Annotated in this window: 15 protein-coding genes; 4 read left to right on the top strand and 11 right to left on the bottom strand. The window is 71.8% G+C overall.

Going from position 1 to position 16,286, the window contains the following annotated elements:
* Positions 1-2: 2 nt before the first annotated feature.
* The 4 genes from ACYVOO_RS18100 to mce form a co-directional block, all read right to left on the bottom strand.
* Entirely contained in the window at positions 3-1,019 is a 1,017-nt protein-coding gene (locus ACYVOO_RS18100; RefSeq protein ID WP_461016658.1) for an ABC transporter ATP-binding protein, read from the bottom strand.
* Between the two features lie 308 nt (positions 1,020-1,327).
* The gene (locus tag ACYVOO_RS18095; RefSeq protein WP_453347152.1) at positions 1,328-2,275 is read right to left on the bottom strand and encodes a coiled-coil domain-containing protein; all 948 of its coding nucleotides are present in this window, start codon (positions 2,273-2,275) and stop codon (positions 1,328-1,330) included.
* A gap of 126 nt (positions 2,276-2,401) precedes the next feature.
* Positions 2,402-5,821, bottom strand: coding sequence for a polarized growth protein Scy (gene scy / locus ACYVOO_RS18090; protein WP_461016657.1), 3,420 nt, complete (start codon positions 5,819-5,821; stop codon positions 2,402-2,404).
* A 172-nt stretch (positions 5,822-5,993) separates the two neighbouring features.
* Positions 5,994-6,437 carry a methylmalonyl-CoA epimerase gene (gene mce, locus ACYVOO_RS18085; RefSeq protein WP_461016656.1) on the bottom strand — a complete coding sequence of 148 codons (444 nt, stop codon included), beginning with the start codon at positions 6,435-6,437 and terminating at the stop codon, positions 5,994-5,996.
* A 133-nt stretch (positions 6,438-6,570) separates the two neighbouring features.
* Here mce and ACYVOO_RS18080 point away from each other — a divergent pair, with 133 nt between their 5' ends.
* The gene (locus ACYVOO_RS18080; protein ID WP_461016655.1) at positions 6,571-7,776 is read left to right on the top strand and encodes an acetyl-CoA C-acetyltransferase; all 1,206 of its coding nucleotides are present in this window, start codon (positions 6,571-6,573) and stop codon (positions 7,774-7,776) included.
* Between the two features lie 153 nt (positions 7,777-7,929).
* A complete protein-coding gene (gene meaB, locus ACYVOO_RS18075) occupies positions 7,930-8,928 on the top strand; it encodes a methylmalonyl Co-A mutase-associated GTPase MeaB (protein ID WP_461016654.1) in 999 nt (332 codons plus the stop codon).
* A 3-nt stretch (positions 8,929-8,931) separates the two neighbouring features.
* On the opposite strand, the gene ACYVOO_RS18070 is transcribed toward meaB, so the two are convergent.
* The 3 genes from ACYVOO_RS18070 to ACYVOO_RS18060 all read right to left on the bottom strand — a co-directional run bounded on the left by ACYVOO_RS18070 (position 8,932) and on the right by ACYVOO_RS18060 (position 11,317).
* Entirely contained in the window at positions 8,932-9,339 is a 408-nt protein-coding gene (locus ACYVOO_RS18070; protein WP_461016653.1) for a DUF427 domain-containing protein, read from the bottom strand.
* 80 nt (positions 9,340-9,419) lie between these two features.
* Positions 9,420-10,334, bottom strand: a complete 915-nt coding sequence (locus ACYVOO_RS18065) for a fumarylacetoacetate hydrolase family protein (RefSeq protein WP_461016652.1) — start codon at positions 10,332-10,334, stop codon at positions 9,420-9,422.
* A 179-nt stretch (positions 10,335-10,513) separates the two neighbouring features.
* On the bottom strand, positions 10,514-11,317 hold the full coding sequence (locus tag ACYVOO_RS18060; protein WP_461016651.1) for a PepSY domain-containing protein: 804 nt from the start codon (positions 11,315-11,317) through the stop codon (positions 10,514-10,516).
* A gap of 123 nt (positions 11,318-11,440) precedes the next feature.
* Between ACYVOO_RS18060 and ACYVOO_RS18055 the strand changes: the two genes are divergently transcribed.
* On the top strand, positions 11,441-12,106 hold the full coding sequence (locus tag ACYVOO_RS18055; RefSeq protein ID WP_453347160.1) for a response regulator transcription factor: 666 nt from the start codon (positions 11,441-11,443) through the stop codon (positions 12,104-12,106).
* Positions 12,099-13,670, top strand: a complete 1,572-nt coding sequence (locus tag ACYVOO_RS18050; RefSeq protein WP_461016650.1) for a sensor histidine kinase — start codon at positions 12,099-12,101, stop codon at positions 13,668-13,670. Before ACYVOO_RS18055 ends, ACYVOO_RS18050 begins: the two co-directional genes overlap by 8 nt.
* Here the strand turns inward: ACYVOO_RS18050 and ACYVOO_RS18045 are convergent.
* From ACYVOO_RS18045 to ACYVOO_RS18030, 4 genes are read right to left on the bottom strand one after another with little or no spacing between them, the layout of a single operon-like run.
* Positions 13,667-14,143: a MarR family winged helix-turn-helix transcriptional regulator gene (locus tag ACYVOO_RS18045; RefSeq protein ID WP_461016649.1), complete on the bottom strand. Its 477-nt coding sequence runs from the start codon at positions 14,141-14,143 to the stop codon at positions 13,667-13,669. The genes ACYVOO_RS18050 and ACYVOO_RS18045 overlap by 4 nt on opposite strands.
* 46 nt (positions 14,144-14,189) lie before the next feature.
* On the bottom strand, positions 14,190-14,981 hold the full coding sequence (locus ACYVOO_RS18040) for an AIM24 family protein (RefSeq protein WP_461016648.1): 792 nt from the start codon (positions 14,979-14,981) through the stop codon (positions 14,190-14,192).
* Positions 14,978-15,628 (bottom strand): AIM24 family protein, encoded by a 651-nt coding sequence (locus ACYVOO_RS18035; protein ID WP_453347164.1) that lies wholly within the window; start codon positions 15,626-15,628, stop codon positions 14,978-14,980. Before ACYVOO_RS18035 ends, ACYVOO_RS18040 begins: the two co-directional genes overlap by 4 nt.
* Positions 15,628-16,266, bottom strand: a complete 639-nt coding sequence (locus tag ACYVOO_RS18030; protein ID WP_453347165.1) for an AIM24 family protein — start codon at positions 16,264-16,266, stop codon at positions 15,628-15,630. The genes ACYVOO_RS18035 and ACYVOO_RS18030 overlap by 1 nt, the downstream gene beginning before the upstream one ends.
* Positions 16,267-16,286 lie beyond the last annotated feature (20 nt).

The raw sequence follows: 16,286 nt of genomic DNA, 5'->3' as shown, positions 1-16,286 counted from the left end.
GGTCAGTCCCCCTTCTTCCAGCCGGAGCCCCAGGCCCCGGCCTCGGACCCGGCGGCTTCGCCGCCATCCGGTGGCGCGGCGCCGGACGCGTCAGCCGCACCGGACGTACCGGACGTCGTGTGCGCGTGGTACTCCACCGACTCCGCCGTCAGCCGCATGAACGCCTCCTCCAGCGAGGCCCGCTGCGGGCTCAGCTCGTGCAGCACGACCTGCCGCCGCGCCGCGAGTTCGCCGATACGGGCCGCGTCCGCGCCCTCCACCTCCAGCGAGCCGTCCGCCACGGGCGTGGGCGTGAGCCCCTCGCCGCCGAGCGCGTCGCGCAGCGCCTCGGGCTGCGGGGTGCGGATGCGCACGTACGTGCGCGAGTTCTCCGCGATGAAGTCGGCCATCGAGGTGTCGGCCATCAGCTTTCCCTGGCCGATGACCACCAAGTGGTCGGCCGTCAGCGCCATTTCGCTCATGAGGTGCGAGGAGACGAAGACGGTGCGCCCCTCGTCGGCGAGCTGCTTCATCAGGTTGCGGATCCAGTGGATGCCCTCGGGGTCGAGGCCGTTGACGGGCTCGTCGAACATCAGGATCTTCGGGTCGCCGAGCAGCGCCGCCGCGATGCCGAGCCGCTGGCCCATGCCCAGCGAGAACCCCTTCGGCCGCTTCTTCGCGACGCCGGTCAGCCCGACGAGGTCGAGCACCTCGTCGATCCGCCGGCGCGGGATGCCGTTGGACTGCGCCATGCACAGGAGGTGGTTGTACGCGGTACGGCCGCCGTGCACCGCCTTCGCCTCCAGCAGGGCGCCGATGTAGTTCAGCGGCTCGTGGAGCTGGTCGTAGCGTTTGCCGTCGATACGGACGTCGCCGCCGGTCGGGTTGTCCAGACCCAGCATCATCCGCATGGTCGTCGACTTGCCCGCCCCGTTCGGGCCGAGGAAGCCGGTGACGACGCCGGGCCGCACGCGGAAGGTGAGGTCGTCGACGGCGGTCTTCTCGCCGTAGCGCTTCGTCAGCCCGTGCAGCTCAATCATGAACCGACGCTAAGCGCGAATGGCGGCCTCCGCCACCGGAGAGCCGAGGGCTCCGGTACGACGCGGGGAACCGTCCCCGCGCCCGGGGCGTCCTCCCCGCAAGGGAAGAGGCAAGAGGCGAGGCACAGAGAACCGCGCGCGGGGACCGGCATGGGGTTGCCGGTCCCCGCGCGCGGCGGGGGGAGGGCGGCCGGGCCCTCCACGTAAGCGGGCCGTTCCAGGTCCGGAGCCGGGACCAGGGCCGGCCCGGTGGCCCGTGGACGTCGCTCCCGGAAACGCACCCCGGAAGCGGCGCTGACGACAGTGGCTCAGCGGGACTGCTGGGCCGGAACACCTCGGCTGACCGGCTCCTCCGAACCCTCGTCACCCTGCTGCACACCGGCGGCGGCAGCCGCACCCGTGAGGGTGGCCAGCATCTCGCGCACGTTGGTGAGCTGCGCGTTGATGCTGTCGCGGCGGTTCGTGAGCGCCGCCAGCTCGCGCTCGGACTCGCTGCGGACGCGGTCGGCCTTCGCGTTGGCGTCGGCGACGATGTCCTCGGCCTGGCGCTGCGCGGTCTCGACCGTCTGACGGGCGCGGCGCTCCGCGTCCGTACGCAGCTTCTCGGCCTCCAGCCGGAGCTGCTCCGCGCGGTGCTCGATCTCCGCGAGGCGCTTCTCGGCCTTGGCCTGACGGGAGGCCAGATCGCGCTCGGACTGCTCCCGGCGCTTGGCGAGGTTCGTCTCGAAGTCCGCCGCCGCCTGGGCCGCCTTGGCGCGGGTGTCCTCGAAGAGGGAATCGGCCTCCTCGCGCTTGGACTGCGCGTCCTTCTCCGCGTCGGCACGCAGAGTGGTGGCCTCGCCCTTCGCCTTCTCGACGATGCGAGCGCCCTCGTCCTCGGCCTTCGCCTTGCGCTCGGAGGCGAACGCCTCCGCGTCGTTACGGACCTGCTGGGCCGCGCCTTCGGCGAGTTCGCGGTGCTGCTCGGCGGCCCGGCGGGCCTCCTCGCGCAGGTCCTTGGCCTCCTCCTCGGCGAGGCGGAGGATCTTCTCGACACGAGCGCCGAGCCCGGCGTAGGACGGCTCGGCGTCGTTGACCTGTGCCTGGGCGTTCTGCGTTTCGAGGTGCAGCTCCTCGATGCGCTTTTCCAGAGAGGTGATTCGGGCCAGTGCGCTGTCACGGTCGGCGACGAGCTTCGTGATGCGGTCGTCCACCTGCCCGCGGTCGTAGCCACGCCGCACGAGCTCGAAGCCGAAGGGGGAGGAAGTGTCGCTCATGGGGTTCCTGTCGAGTCAGCCGGGTTATCAGACGGGGGAAGTGATAGAGGGAATCCTAGGGGCCAAGGCGGCGTGTCATCGAGCCAATGACGGTTTGATCTGGTGAATGCTCGCTCGTTCGAGTGGCTAAGCCCCTGACTCCTTGCCACTCGAACGGGTTGTACCTGCGCCAACACCCGCCTTGACGGCGCCGTTTGACCCACCGTCGGCTCCGCCCTTCTTGCCGCCCCCGCCACCCTGGCCGCCGCCGGCACCTGGCGTCTCGAAGGACTCCAGTGCTTCCAGCACGTCCTGGACACGGGAGATTTCGGCGTTGATGTCCTCCTGGCGCCTTACCAGCACGTCGAGTTCACGCTGTCCGTCGTCCACCGTACGCTTCGCCTCCGCCTCGGCCTCGGCGCGGATGGCCTCGGCCTCGCGGAGCATGGCGGCCTTCTTCTGCTCGGCTTCCTTGAGCAGCCCCTCCGCCTTCTTGACGGCGGCGATACGGACCTTGCCCGCCTCGGCGTTGGCGTCGTTCACCAGCTCCTCGGCCTTGTCCTGGGCCTCCTTGAGCTGCTCCTCCGCCGCCTTGACGAGCTTGTCGCAGCGCTCGCCCGCCGTCTGCATCGCCTCGGCCGACTCGCGCCGCGCCCGCTCGTGCAGCTCCTCGACCTCGGCCTCGATACGAGTGCGCAGCTCCTCGGCGCGCTCCCTTATCGCGGCGGCGTCGCTGCGGGCCTCCTCCAGCATGGTGTTGGAGTCCGACCTGGCGCTCTCGACCAGCTCCCTGCCCTCCTCGCGGGCCTCCGTCATCAGCCGCTCGGACTCCGAACGGGCCGCGCCCACCATGCTGTCCGCCTGCTCCTCGGCCGCGGTCTGGGTGCGCAGGGCCTCCTCCTGGGCCTTGGCCATGAGCTGGTCGGCCTGCTCGGCGGCCTCGCCGCGCTTCTTCGCGGCCTCCTGGCGCGCCTCGTCGCGCAGCCTGTCGGTCTCCTCGCGGGCCTCGTTGCGCCAGCGCTCGGTCTCCTCCAGGGCCTCCTCGCGCAGCCGCTCGGCCTCGGCACGCGCCCGCTCGGCCTCCTCCATCGCCTCCGAGACGGTGTGCTCGGCGAGGGACTTGGCCGCGTCCGACTCCTCCTTGGCCTCCTGGCGCATCGTCGCGGCGGCGTGCTCGGCCGCCGCGCGCATCCCCGCGATGTCCTCCTCGGCCTGGGCGTGCAGCCCGGCGACGGAGTCCCGCACCTGCTGGGCCGTCTCCTCGGCCGCCGCCACCAGCTCCGCGGCGCGCCGCTCGGCCTCCTCGACCAGGCGCTCCGACTCGGCCTGCGCCTCCTCGACCCGCTTGCGGGCAGCGGCCAGCAGCTCCTCGCTCTGCTCGCGTGCCTGGGTGCGCTCCTGGTGCGCCTCCTCGCGGGCCTCGGCGAGGAGTTCGCCCGCCTCGCGGTGCCGCCGTGCGGCCTCCTCCTGCGCCGCCGACAGCGCCTCGGCCGCCTCCGCGTTCGTCCGCTCGGCCGCCGCGTTCGCCTCGGCCCGTACCCGGTCGGCCGTCTCCTGGGCCTCCGCGCGCAGCCGCTCCGCCTCGGAGGCGGCTTCGCTGCGCAACTGGACGGCCACGGACTCGCCCTCGGCGCGGGACTGCGAGGCGTCCGCGATGGCCTCCGTGCGCAGCCGCTCGGCCTCCTCCTCGGCCTGCTGCTGGAGCGTACGGGCACGCTCCGCCGCCTCCGCGCGCACCCGCTCCGTCTCGGTGCGGGCCTCCTCGCGCAGCCGCTCGGCCTCGGCGCGTGCCTCCGTCAGCCGCTGCTCGGCGTCGGCGAGCTTGCTCTCCGCCTCGCTGTGCAGCCGCTCCAGCTCCTCGGCCGCCTCGGCCTTGCGGGCCCGCGCCGCCTCCTCGGCCTCCTCGCGGACCCGGCGCCCGGCCTCGTCGGCCTCGCTCCTGGTCTGCCCGGCCTGCTCCTCGGCGGAGGTCCGCAGCTCGTCGGCCTCGGTCCTGGCGCGCTCCAGGGCCTCCTCGGCCTGCTTGCGCAGCGTCGTCGCGCGCTCGATGGCCTCGGTGCGGACGCGCTCGCTCTCGGTGGCCGCGTCCTTACGGGTCTCCTCGGCGTCCGCCTTGGCCTTGGACAGCAGCTCCTCGGCGCGGCCCGCTGCCTCCTCGATCTGCTGGACGGCCTCGCGGCGCGCCTCGCCGCGGATCCGCTCGCCCTCCTCGACGGCCTCGGCCCGCAACTGCTCGGCCTCGCCGCGCAGCCGCCGCGCCTCCTCCTGGAGCTCGACGGTCTTGGCGCGGTACTCCTTGGTGTCGTCCTTGGCGGCGCCCTTGAGCTGCTCGGCGACGTCGTGCGCCTCGGCCCGGAGCCGGTCGGCCTCCTCCTCGGCCTCGCGGCGCAGCCGCTCCGCCTCCTCGTTGGCCGACTTCGTGGTGGCCTGGGCCTCCTCGGACGCCTTGTTCAGCACGTCCTCGGCGGTACGGGCCGCCTCGGCGAGCTGGTTCGCGGACTCCTCCGCCGTGGTGGAGCGCGCCTCCTCCTTGGCCTCCGCGATCAGCCGCTCGGCCTCCGCCTTGGCGTCCTCGCGCAACTGCTCCGCCTCGGCCTTGATGGCCTCGGACTCCTTGGTGGCCTCGCTCACCATGCGCGCGACCTCGCCCTTGGCGGTGCGGGTGCGCTGCTCGTTCTCGGACTCGCAGTCGGTGAGCCGCTTGGCCGCCGACTCCTCGGCCTCCGTCAGCTTCCGCTCGGCCTCCGCGCGGGCCTCGCGCAGCGCCGTCTCGGCCTCCCGCATCCGCTCCTCGGCCCTGCGGACCAGCTCGGCGGACTCGCGGCGGGCCGACTCCGACTCGCTCGCGGTGGAGGTGCGCAGCTCCTCGGCGTGGTCGCTGGCCTCCTGGGCCTGGGTGGAGGCGGCGTTCAGCAGCCGCTCGGCGTCGGCGCGGGCCCTGCGCAGGATCGCCTCGGCCTCGGCGCGGGCGTTCTCGGCCTCCCCGGACAGCCGTGCGCGTGCCTCTTCGGTGAGCCGGTGGGCCTCGGCGCGCGCGTGGGCCAGCGACTGCTCGGCCTCGGCCCGCGTCTCCTCCATGAGGCGGCGGGCCTGCTGCTCGGTGCGGGCGCGGAGCTGCTCGGCCCAGGCCACGTTCTCGTTGACGTGCGACTCGACGGAGGAGCGGCGCTCGGACAGCTCCTGGTCGAGCTGCTGACGCCTGCGTACGGCCTCGGCGTGCAGTTCGGACTCCAGGCGCGACTGCTGCTCGGCCTGCTCCTGGAGGAGCCGCTGGGTCTGGGAGCGTGCCTCGCGCAGCTCGCGCTCGGCGTCGGCACGCATCTGATCGGCCTGCATCTGCGCGTTGCGCAGCAACTGTTCGGCCTGGTGGGACAGGTTGTCGTACCCGGCCGGGCGCGTGGCGAGGGCGCGGCGCGCCTCGTGCAGCTTGGCGCGCAGCACTTCGACCTGATAGCCGAGGTCGTCGGCGTGGTCGACAGCCTTCTCCCGCTCCTTCTTCAGCCGCTCCATCTCGGCCTCGAACTGCGAGAGGTGGTCGTCAGCCTCGTAGCGGTCGTAGCCCCGCACTGCGCGGTCCCATCCGTCCCCTGGTCGTGGTGAAGGTGAACTGGCCCATTCTGCAAATGGTGTCAGATCATCGGCGGAACGTGGACCGAGCCCCCTGCCCGGAGCCCTCGTCTGCAAAAAGAGAGAGCTCGCCCCGACCGGGAGCCCACTCTACCGGGCCGTGAAGCGGACGTCAGTGGTCCGTTGTGGCCGAAGGGGCGGCAGAGGTGACCAGCTCGGTCAGAACGCCGTGGCAGTCCTTGGGGTGGAGGAAGGTGATACGGGAGTCCATGGAGCCCCTGCGGGGCTCGTCGTACAGCACGCGGACGCCCTTCTCGCGGATCGCGCCCGCGTCCGCGTCGACGTCCTCGGTGCCGAACGCGATGTGGTGGACGCCCTCGCCGTGGCGCTCCAGCCACTTCGCCACCGTGGAGTCCTCGCGCACGGGCTCCAGGAGCTGGAGGTAGGAGGCGCCGCCGTCGTCGGTGCCGTTGATGCGGAGCATGGCCTCGCGTACGCCCTGCTCCTCGTTGACCTCGGTGTGGAAGACCTCGAAGCCGTAGGTCCGTGCGTAGAAGTCGACGGTCCGCTCCAGGTCGAAGCAGGCGATACCGATGTGATCGATGCGCGTCAGCATGGGGACAGTGCAACGCTTGCGCGGCCGGTTACGCAACGTGCGCACGGTCACACCGACGGACCGGTGACCGGGGACCGTACCGCTCAGTACATTGGCGATAACCCTCGTTAACTTCCCGCTGGAAGGGACCCTCATGACTGGTACGTCCAGCAGCACCACCTCAGTGATCGTCGCAGGAGCCCGCACGCCCATGGGACGGCTGCTCGGGTCGCTGAAGTCCTTCTCAGGGGCGGATCTGGGAGGCTTCGCGATCAAGGCGGCACTGGACCGGGCCGGGATCGGCGGCGACCAGGTCGAGTACGTGATCATGGGCCAGGTGCTCCAGGCCGGGGCAGGGCAGATCCCGGCACGCCAGGCCGCCGTCAAGGCGGGCATCCCCATGAACGTCCCGGCACTCACGGTGAACAAGGTCTGTCTCTCCGGCCTCGACGCCATCGCGCTCGCCGACCAGCTCGTGCGCGCCGGCGAGTTCGACGTGATCGTCGCGGGCGGCCAGGAGTCCATGACCAACGCGCCGCACCTGCTCCCCAAGTCCCGCGAGGGCTACAAGTACGGCGCCGTCGAGATGCTCGACGCGATGGCGCACGACGGCCTCACGGACGCCTTCGAGAACGTCGCCATGGGCGAGTCCACGGAGAAGCACAACACCCGCCTGGGCATCGAGCGGCCCGAGCAGGACGAGATCGCGGCGCTCTCCCACCAGCGGGCCGCGGCGGCGCAGGAGAAGGGCCTGTTCGAGGCCGAGATCACGCCCGTCGAGATCCCGCAGCGCAAGGGTGAGCCGGTCGTCTTCAGCAAGGACGAGGGCATCCGCGGCGACACCACGGCCGAGTCCCTGGGCAGGCTGCGCCCCGCCTTCGCCAAGGACGGGACGATCACGGCGGGTTCCGCCTCGCAGATCTCCGACGGTGCCGCCGCCGTCGTCGTCATGAGCAGGGCCAAGGCCGAGGAGCTGGGCCTGGAGTGGATCGCGGAGATCGGCGCGCACGGCAACGTGGCGGGCCCCGACAATTCCCTTCAGTCGCAGCCCTCCAACGCCATACAGCACGCGCTGAAGAAGGACGGGCTGTCCGTCGGCGACCTGGATCTGATCGAGATCAACGAGGCGTTCGCGGCCGTCGCCGTGCAGTCGATGAAGGACCTCGGGGTAAGCACCGAAAAGGTGAACGTCAACGGCGGCGCCATCGCCCTGGGTCACCCGATCGGGATGTCCGGCGCACGTATCGTGCTGCACCTCGCGCTGGAGCTGCGGCGGCGCGGCGGCGGCACGGGCGCCGCGGCGCTGTGCGGCGGCGGCGGTCAGGGCGACGCGCTGATCGTCCGGGTGCCGGGCAAGTAGGCGCGGGCGGCGCGGGTACGCGAGCCTGCGAGGCGGCTGCCGTGCGGGGCGGCCCTCGCGGGGCCAGGAACCGCGTCACCAGGACCGTTGACCAGCACCGGTGACGACAACCGGTGAAGAGAACCGGTAACGAGAACGAGGAGAGCGGCGCGCATGGCGGTGGACGTCCCCGATCTGGTGGCGCAGGCACGGGAGGGCAGGCCCAGGGCCGTGGCCCGGCTGATCTCCCTGGTGGAGGGGGCGTCCCCGCAACTGCGCGAGGTGATGGCGCAGCTCGCGCCGCGCTGCGGCAACGCGTACGTCGTCGGGCTCACCGGATCGCCCGGTGTCGGCAAGTCGACGTCCACCTCGGCGCTGGTCGCCGCGTACCGGCGCGCCGGGAAGCGCGTCGGCATCCTCGCCTTCGACCCCTCCTCGCCGTTCTCGGGGGGCGCGCTGCTCGGTGACCGGGTGCGCATGGGCGAGCACGCCTCGGACCCCGGCGTCTACATCCGCTCCATGGCCACCCGCGGCCACCTGGGCGGGCTCGCCTGGGCGGCGCCGCAGGCGGTACGGGTCCTGGACGCGGCGGGCTGCGACGTGATCCTCGTCGAGACCGTCGGCGTCGGGCAGAGCGAGGTGGACATCGCCTCGCAGGCCGACACCAGCGTGGTGCTGCTCGCGCCCGGCATGGGCGACGGGATCCAGGCCGCCAAGGCGGGCATCCTGGAGATCGGCGACGTCTACGTCGTCAACAAGGCCGACCGCGACGGCGCCGACGCGACGGCGCGCGAGCTGAACCACATGCTCGGGCTCGGCGAGGCGCGCGAGGCGGGGGACTGGCGGCCCCCGATCGTGAAGACGGTGGCCGCGCGGGGCGAGGGCATCGACGAGGTCGTCGAGGCACTGGAGAAGCACCGCGCCTGGATGGAGGAGCGCGGTGTGCTCGCGCGGCGGCGCGCGACGCGGGCCGCGCGCGAGGTCGAGACCATCGCCGTCACGGCGCTGCGCGAGCGGATGGGCGAGCTGCGGGCCGGGCAGCGGCTCGACGCGCTCGCCGAGCGCGTCGTGGGCGGCGAGCTGGACCCCTACGCGGCGGCGGACAAGCTGCTCGCCGGGCTGGCGGAGGTCGCCGACGCGGTGGACAGCACGCCGTCCGGGCCGAGCCGCTGAGGGCTACTCCGCCGTGGTCTCGACGGTGATGCCGGGGCTCTCCGCGTAGAAGCACAGGTGGTCCCTGATCGCGGCCACGGCCGGCTTCGGGTCCGGGTAGGCCCACACCACGTCAGCGGCCTCCGTGCCCGTCCCGGTGACCGACCAGTACGAGGCGTCGCCCTTGAAGGGGCAGTGGGTGCGGGTGGCCGTCGGGGTGAGCAGATCCGTGCGGACGTCCTCCGGGGGGAGGTAGTAGCGCACGGGGTAGCCCGTCTCGTGCAGCAGCTTGGGGCGTGTGGTGTCGGCCAGGACGGTGCCGTCCTGGAGGACGCGCACGCGCTCCGTCCCCTCCCGCACCTCCACCACGTGCGTGCCCTTGCGGCCGTCGCCGTGTCCCTGGACCTGGTCCTGTCCCTGTCCGTCCGTCATGGTCGCGCTCCTCGGGTGTCCGGTGTCCTGTGGCGGTGTGTCTCCGGTCACAACGCGTTCCCCGGCGCGGTTCTTCCCCGTCAGACAGCGCGGTACGAGGCGCGCGAGAGCGGCGCCGTCAGGGCCGCCGTCAGCAGGGACCGCGCTGTCGAGGTGGGGTGGACCGGGTTCGAGAGTGTGCCGACGTGCGCGATGCGGATCTCGACGGTGTCCTCCTCGCGGAGGGTGAAGCCGAGCCCTGGCACCACCCCCGTACCTGTGAAGAGCACGGCGCCGTCCGGGAACTCCTGGCAGCGGAAGAGGTGGTCCACGAGGTCGCGCGGGGTGCGGTGGAACGCGGCGGTGGACGTCGTCGCCTCGTACGCCACCCGCCCGGAGCGCCGCACCGTGAGCGCGATCTCCAGCGCCGAGGGATCGGGGACCTCCCACGCGGGCACGATGCCGGACGAGACCGCCGTACTGCCCGCGTAGATCTTGGCCTGCGGGAGGTAGAGGGGGTTCTCGCCCTCGACGGAGCGGGAGCTGACGTCGTTGGCGACCACGTAACCCACGGTCTGCGCGCGGCTGTTGAGCACGAGCCCCAGCTCGGGCTCGGGCACGTTCAGCTCGGAGTCCTCCCGTACGGCGATGGGCTCGCCGTCGGTCAGCACGCGCCAGGCGGGGGACTTGAAGAAGAGTTCGGGGCGCTCGGCGTCGTAGACCCGCTCGTAGACGGACTGTTCGGTGCTCTCCGCGACGCGGCCCTCGCGGGAGCGCTCGTAGGTGACGCCCGCCGCCCACACCTCCGTCAGCCCGTCGAGCGGCGGCAGCAGCAGGACGTCGGACCTCGCGTCGCCCGTGGTACTGGCGAGCGCATCGCGGAGTTCGTCCGCCGACAGCCGCAGGAGGTCGGCGACGCGGGGTGTGTCCTTGAGGGCGCGTACGGCGCCGGACGCGTCCTCGACGCCCGTACGGACGGTGCCCTCGGCGTCGGCGAAGCGCACGATGCGTGTCATGGGTGCCTCTCCCGTCGTGGTGCGGTGGTCCGGAACGTCACGCTGGTCACGGTGGTCTTCCCGCGCTCCGCCGCCGGGAACCGGAAACGGCCAGGACCCGCGCTCGGCGGGCCCTGGCCGTGTTCCGCGTCCGGTGTCCGGCGACCGGTGTCCGGTCTCGGGGGTGCGGCGGCGGGGTGTCAGTCGTCGTCGCCGTCGTCCTCGTCGTGGTCACCGTGGTCGCTGTCGTCCTTGTCGCTCTTGTCGTCGTGGTCGTCCCTGTCGTCCGCCTTGTCGTCACGGTCGTCGGAGTCGTTGTCGCCGTCGTCGTCGGCGAGCTGCGACACCTTGCCGGAGGTCACGTCGACGGCGAGGTTGTGCTCCTTGCCGTCCTTGCCGACGGTCTCGACCTCCCAGACCGTGCCGTAGCGCTCGCTGTCGTCGTCCAGGTCGACGGAGGTCACGGTGCCGCCCGCGTGGGACGCGCCCTTCTTGGCAGCGGCTGCGGCGTCGGTCTTCGCGCCCTTCAGGTCCTCGCGGACGTAGCTCTGGCCGCGGTCGTCGTCGCCGTCGTCGTCCTTGTCCACGTGCGTGTCGAGCACCTTGCCGTTGCCCGCGTCCAGGGTGACGTCGTGCCACTTGTTGTCCTTGCCGAGGACGTCGACCTCCCAGACCAGGCCGTTGCCGTCGTTGTCGAGGTCGGCGCCGGTGGCCGTGCCGGGCACCGACTTCAGCGCGTTCGCCACGGCCTCGGCAGCCGTGATCTTGGCGGCCTTGGCCTCGCGGCCCGAGTCGTCGCCGTCGTCGTCCCGGGAGTCGTCGTCCTTGGCGTCGTTGACGTCGTCGTCCGCGTCGTCGGAGAGCTGGACGCTGGAACGGTTCTGCTGCTGCGACTGCGGCAGCGTGTTCGGGGCGCTGTCACCGGCGAAGGCGACGGTGGAGGCGGCTCCGCCGCCCACGAGGGCCGCGGCGGCGACGGTGGCGATGACGATCTTGCGATTCATGGTTTCTGCTCCCCCAAGGGGTCGGTTGCCTTGCGATGTGGTCACCACCGTGGCGGGCCGATGCTGAACAGAAGCTGAAGCCACCTGAAGAACGCTTCAGGAAGGCTTTGGCAAGCTGGCCTCATGCGCTTGCTGATCGTGGAGGACGAACGGCGACTTGCCCAGTCGCTCGCCAAGGGCCTGACGGCCGAGGGCTTCGCCGTGGACGTCGTCCACGACGGCACCGAAGGACTGCACAGGGCGAGCGAGGGGGACTACGACCTGATCGTCCTCGACATCATGCTCCCCGGCATGAACGGCTACCGCGTCTGCGCCGCGCTGCGCGCGGCGGGCGACGAGACCCCGGTGCTGATGCTCACCGCCAAGGACGGCGAGTACGACGAGGCCGAGGGCCTGGACACCGGTGCCGACGACTACCTGACGAAGCCCTTCTCGTACGTCGTCCTCCTCGCCCGCGTCCGCGCCCTGCTGCGCCGCCGCACCCGGGGGGCCAAGACCTCGCTGCGGGTCGGTGAGCTGACCGTGGAGCCCGGCAGCCAGCGGGTGACGGTCGGCGAGCGCGAGGTGGAGCTGACGGCGAAGGAGTTCGCCGTGCTGGAGTACCTCGCGGTGCGCGCCGGAGAGGTCGTCTCCAAGTCCGAGATCCTCGACCACGTGTGGGACTTCGCCTACGACGGCGACGTCAACATCGTCGAGGTGTACGTCAGCGCCCTGCGCCGCAAGGTCGGGCAGGGCTGGATCGCGACCGTCAGAGGCGCGGGATACCGGTTGGTGGACGCGGGTGCGTAAGGGATCGGTACGGGCACGCGCCGCGGCAGGCGCCACCGCCGTGGTCGCCGTGGCGCTCGTCGCCGCGGGGCTCGTGGTGATCGCGGTGCTGCGCAGCGGGCTCGCGGACAACGCGCGGCTCAAGGCGGAGACCTCGGCGCGCGAGACGGCGGCCCAGGTCACGGACGTGGACGCGCGGAACGTCGGCGACATCGACGCGCTCGGCGAGGACGAACCCGTGCAGGTCGTGGACGGCTCGGGCAAGGTGCTGGGCGCGAACGACGCGCTGCGCGGACGCGGCCCCGTCGCGGACTTCAACCGCCCCGACAAGCCCGACACGCCCGACTCCGACGACACGGAGGAGCCCTCGTCGGGGGACGACGACGATGACGACGAGCGGGGCGCGGACGAGCAGGGCGCCGACGACGAGAGCGACGAGCCCGTCGAGGTCGACCGGGACAGCGAGTCCGGCACCGTCACCTTCCCCGTCGACGACGACGGTGAGGTGACCTACGACCGCGCCGACGCCGTCGCGGACCAGGACTTCAGCGTCGTCGCCGTGCAGAGCGCCACCCGCGACGGCACACCCGTCACCGTCTACACCGGCGCCTCCCTCCAGGCACAGGAGGAGGCCGTCTCGGACGTCACCCGGGCCATGCTGATCGGGCTGCCGGTGATGCTCGTCGTCGTCGCCGGGGTCACCTGGCTGGTGACGCGGCGCGCGCTGCGGCCCGTGGAGGGCATCCGCGGCGAGATGGCCGCGATCACCGCGAGCACCGACCTGTCGCGGCGCGTGCCCGAGCCCGACACGGGGGACGAGGTGGCCAGGCTCGCGCGCACCACCAACGAGACGCTGGCCGCGCTGGAGTCCTCCGTCGAACGCCAGCGCCGCTTCGTCGCGGACGCCTCGCACGAGCTGCGCAGCCCCATCGCCTCCCTCCGCACCCAGTTGGAGGTGGGCGCCGCGCACCCCGAGCTGCTGGACGTGGACGGCGCCGTCGAGGACACCGTCCGCCTCCAGGGGCTCGCGGCCGACCTGCTGCTGCTGGCCCGCCTCGACGCGGGGGAGCGGCCCTCCGACGCGCGGGTCTCGCCCGCCGCGCTCGTCCGCGAGGAGGTCGCCCAGCGGGCGGGGGACCGGCATCCCGTGCGGGTCGGTGAGCTGGCGGACGGCGAGGTGACGGGGTCTCGCGGGCAACTGGCCCGGGTCCTGGGCAACCTCCTGGACAACGCGCAGCGGCACGCGGCGTCCGAGGTGACGGTGTCCGTCCGACGGGTGGACGGCTCCGGTTCCGGTTCCGGTTCCGGCTCCCCCGAGGGCGGCGGGCCGTGGCTGGAGGTGGAGGTCGCCGACGACGGGGACGGGGTGCCCGAGGGGGAGCGGGAGCGGATCTTCGAGCGGTTCGTGCGGCTCGATGACGCGCGGAGCAGGGACGAGGGCGGCGCGGGCCTGGGGCTCGCCATCGCCCGCGACGTCGCAGCCCGCCACGGCGGCTCCTTGACCCTGGCGCCCACAGCCCCCTCGCCTCGTGGCGCCCGCTTCCGCCTCCGCCTCCCGGAGGCGAAGGCGGCTCCCCAGCGTTAGAAGCGGCCCCTGCGGACCCTCAGCTTCTCCGCGATGGGCCGCAGAGAGTCGTGGAGGTGGGCGAGGTCCTCGGGGGACATCTGGTCGATGAAGTGGCGACGGACGGAGGCGACATGGGACGGCGCCACATTCCGCATCGTCTCCCACCCCTGTTCCGTCAGCACCGCGAACAAGCCCCGCTTGTCCGACTCGCAGCTCTCCCTCCGCACCAGCCCCGCGTTCTCCATCCGCGTGATCTGGTGCGAGAGACGGCTCTTCGACTGGAGCGTGGACGCGGCGAGGTCGCTCATCCGCATCCGGTGCTCCTCGGACTCCGAGAGGTTGACGAGGATCTCGTAGTCGTTCATGGTCAGGCCGAACGGCTGGAGATCGCGCTCCAGCTGGTACATGAGCAGGCGGCTGACGTCCAGGTGCGCCCGCCATGCGCGCTGCTCGTCATCGGTGAGCCAGCGTGTGCCGTTGTCGGTGTCCATGGGATGAGAGATTACCTAGCCTCGTACAAGCGTGCTCACACGGTCTTCACAGTCCGAACCTGCGCTGGAGGCTGCCGAGCTGTCCGGGCAGTTGCGGCGTTTGCTGACCGCTGTGGCCGCCTCCCTGGCCCTGGCCGTGGCTCCCGCCACCGGGCACCCCGGCCTGCTGCGGAACCGCCCCGGTGTCCTGTTCCGCCATCAGCACCTCGGTGGACTGGATCAGCACGCTCCCGGCGCCCACGAACTCGAACTGGTGCTCCTCGCCGGACGCGCCGCCGATCCCCGTGAGGGCGCGGACGCCGCCCATGACGCCCTTCATGTAGCCGTGGTCGTAGTGGTGGCACGGCGAGGGGCAGTCGGCCCAGCCGACGAGGGCCTGCGGATCGACGCGCACGGGCGGCTCCACGAAGTGGACCTCGCCGTTCGACGCGGCGACGAACTTCCCCGTGCCGATCAGGGTCAGGAAGCCCGGGATGATCGACTGCTTCAGGGAGAGCGAGGGCTCGAAGGCCAGCAGGTTGCCCGAGCGGATGGTGAGGTTGCCGTCCGCCAGGTCGTAGGAGTTGACGTCGAAGGCGCGGTCGGCCAGCAGCATCTTGCCCCGGCCCTCGGCGACGACCCAGTCGGAGGCGTGCAGCGGCGAGTGGAAGCTGGTGGCGACGAGCCGGTCCAGGGCGCCGTGGCCGACGCCGTTGAAGTCGATCTGCCCGTAGTAGGCGATCATCTTGCCCTTCTGGAGGAACCACTGGCCGTTCAGTTCCACACAGAAGGTGTAGGAGTTGACGTTGTCGTTGGACGGGAGGGTGTGCGCGTCCAGCGGCTGCGGGGCGGTGGTCACAGCTTCTCCTCGCTTGCCTGTACGAAAACGGCGCCGTTGCCTGACAGCTCCAGTTGGAAGCCCTCGCCCGAGCCACGGCCGACCATGTCCCGCCAGCCCAGCGCGGTGGAGAGCTTGTTGCGTACGTCCCCGTGGTGGGCCACGTACGCCTGCGGGTCCACGTGGACGGGGCGGTCCGGGGTGATGGGGAGCTGGATGATGCCGCCGTGCGCCATCACCGCGACCGCGCCCTTGCCCTTGAGGGTGGTGGTGAACAGGCCCTGGCCGGAGATCTGGCCCCGGACCATGCCCATGACACCGCCGTCGGAGCCGAGGAACAGCGTCCCCTGCTCCAGCGTCCCGTCGAAGGCCAGCAGCCGGTCGGCCTCGACGCACAGGGTGTCCCCGTCCAGCTCGACGACCTCGACGTGGTGGCCGCCGTGCCCGAACAGGACTGTGCCGTCCCCGTCGACTGTCATCAGCGGTGTCGCCTCGTTCGCCACCCGGCGCCCGATCATGGACATCACGCCGCCCTGGCCGCCCTGCATGTTCGGGGTGAAGCGGACGTCACCCGTGTACGCGATCATCGCCCCGCGCTGGCTGAACATGCGCTGTCCCGGCAGCACCCGGGCCTCGACCATCTTCGAGCTGATCTCCCTGAACGGCATCAGACATCACCCCCCAGGGTGTTTCGCTCGCTCGGCTGCACATAGACGAGCCCGTCGCCCTCGAAGCGGATCTGGAAGGACTCGCCCGAGCCCTCGCCCATGAGGGTGCGGAAATTGACCCCGGTCTGGAAGTGCTGCTGGAGGTTGCCCTGGTGCGCGATGTACGCGCCCGGATCGACCTGGAGCGGCATCCCCGGGGACACCCGCAGCAGCACGGCAGGGCCGTCGGACATCAGGGCCGCCTGGCCCGTGCCCTCGACGGTCGTCGTGAACAGGCCGTTGCCCTGGGAGGCGCCGCGCAGCCCGGCGAAGGACGTGCCGGTGCGCAGGCCGCCGTCGGTGCAGAGCAGGTTGCTCGCCTCGACGTGCAGCTTCTCGCCGTTGAGGTGTACGAGGTTGATGTCGCTGGCCCGGTCGGCGAAGTAGCAGGTGCCCTGCCCCTTCACCTCCATGACCGTCATCTGTTCGCCGGTCAGTCTGCGGGTGACCATGCCGCGCATGCCCTCACCGCCGCCGGACATCTTCTTGAAGGCCATCTGGCCGTCGTAGGCGACCATCGACCCGTTCTTCGCCTTGACGGTGTCGCCGGTCAGCGAGACGGCGAGCACCTTGGCGCCTTGAAGTCGGAACTGAGCCACATGGGGGAACCTACCCTGCG

The organism is Streptomyces daliensis, assembly GCF_054782395.1.
Note: the sequence above shows the minus strand (reverse complement) of the source record. Positions and strands in the feature narration are given on the sequence as shown.

What these genes read in the sequence shown, in the direction of transcription:
- ACYVOO_RS18060 (WP_461016651.1), bottom strand. Translation starts at nt 11,317, where the DNA reads ATGAATCGCAAGATCGTCATCGCCACCGTCGCCGCCGCGGCCCTCGTG.
- ACYVOO_RS18065 (WP_461016652.1), bottom strand. Translation starts at nt 10,334, where the DNA reads ATGACACGCATCGTGCGCTTCGCCGACGCCGAGGGCACCGTCCGTACG.
- ACYVOO_RS18080 (WP_461016655.1), top strand. Translation starts at nt 6,571, where the DNA reads ATGACTGGTACGTCCAGCAGCACCACCTCAGTGATCGTCGCAGGAGCC.
- mce (WP_461016656.1), bottom strand. Translation starts at nt 6,437, where the DNA reads ATGCTGACGCGCATCGATCACATCGGTATCGCCTGCTTCGACCTGGAG.
- meaB (WP_461016654.1), top strand. Translation starts at nt 7,930, where the DNA reads ATGGCGGTGGACGTCCCCGATCTGGTGGCGCAGGCACGGGAGGGCAGG.
- ACYVOO_RS18055 (WP_453347160.1), top strand. Translation starts at nt 11,441, where the DNA reads ATGCGCTTGCTGATCGTGGAGGACGAACGGCGACTTGCCCAGTCGCTC.
- ACYVOO_RS18070 (WP_461016653.1), bottom strand. Translation starts at nt 9,339, where the DNA reads ATGACGGACGGACAGGGACAGGACCAGGTCCAGGGACACGGCGACGGC.
- ACYVOO_RS18095 (WP_453347152.1), bottom strand. Translation starts at nt 2,275, where the DNA reads ATGAGCGACACTTCCTCCCCCTTCGGCTTCGAGCTCGTGCGGCGTGGC.
- ACYVOO_RS18035 (WP_453347164.1), bottom strand. Translation starts at nt 15,628, where the DNA reads ATGCCGTTCAGGGAGATCAGCTCGAAGATGGTCGAGGCCCGGGTGCTG.
- ACYVOO_RS18045 (WP_461016649.1), bottom strand. Translation starts at nt 14,143, where the DNA reads ATGGACACCGACAACGGCACACGCTGGCTCACCGATGACGAGCAGCGC.
- ACYVOO_RS18100 (WP_461016658.1), bottom strand. Translation starts at nt 1,019, where the DNA reads ATGATTGAGCTGCACGGGCTGACGAAGCGCTACGGCGAGAAGACCGCC.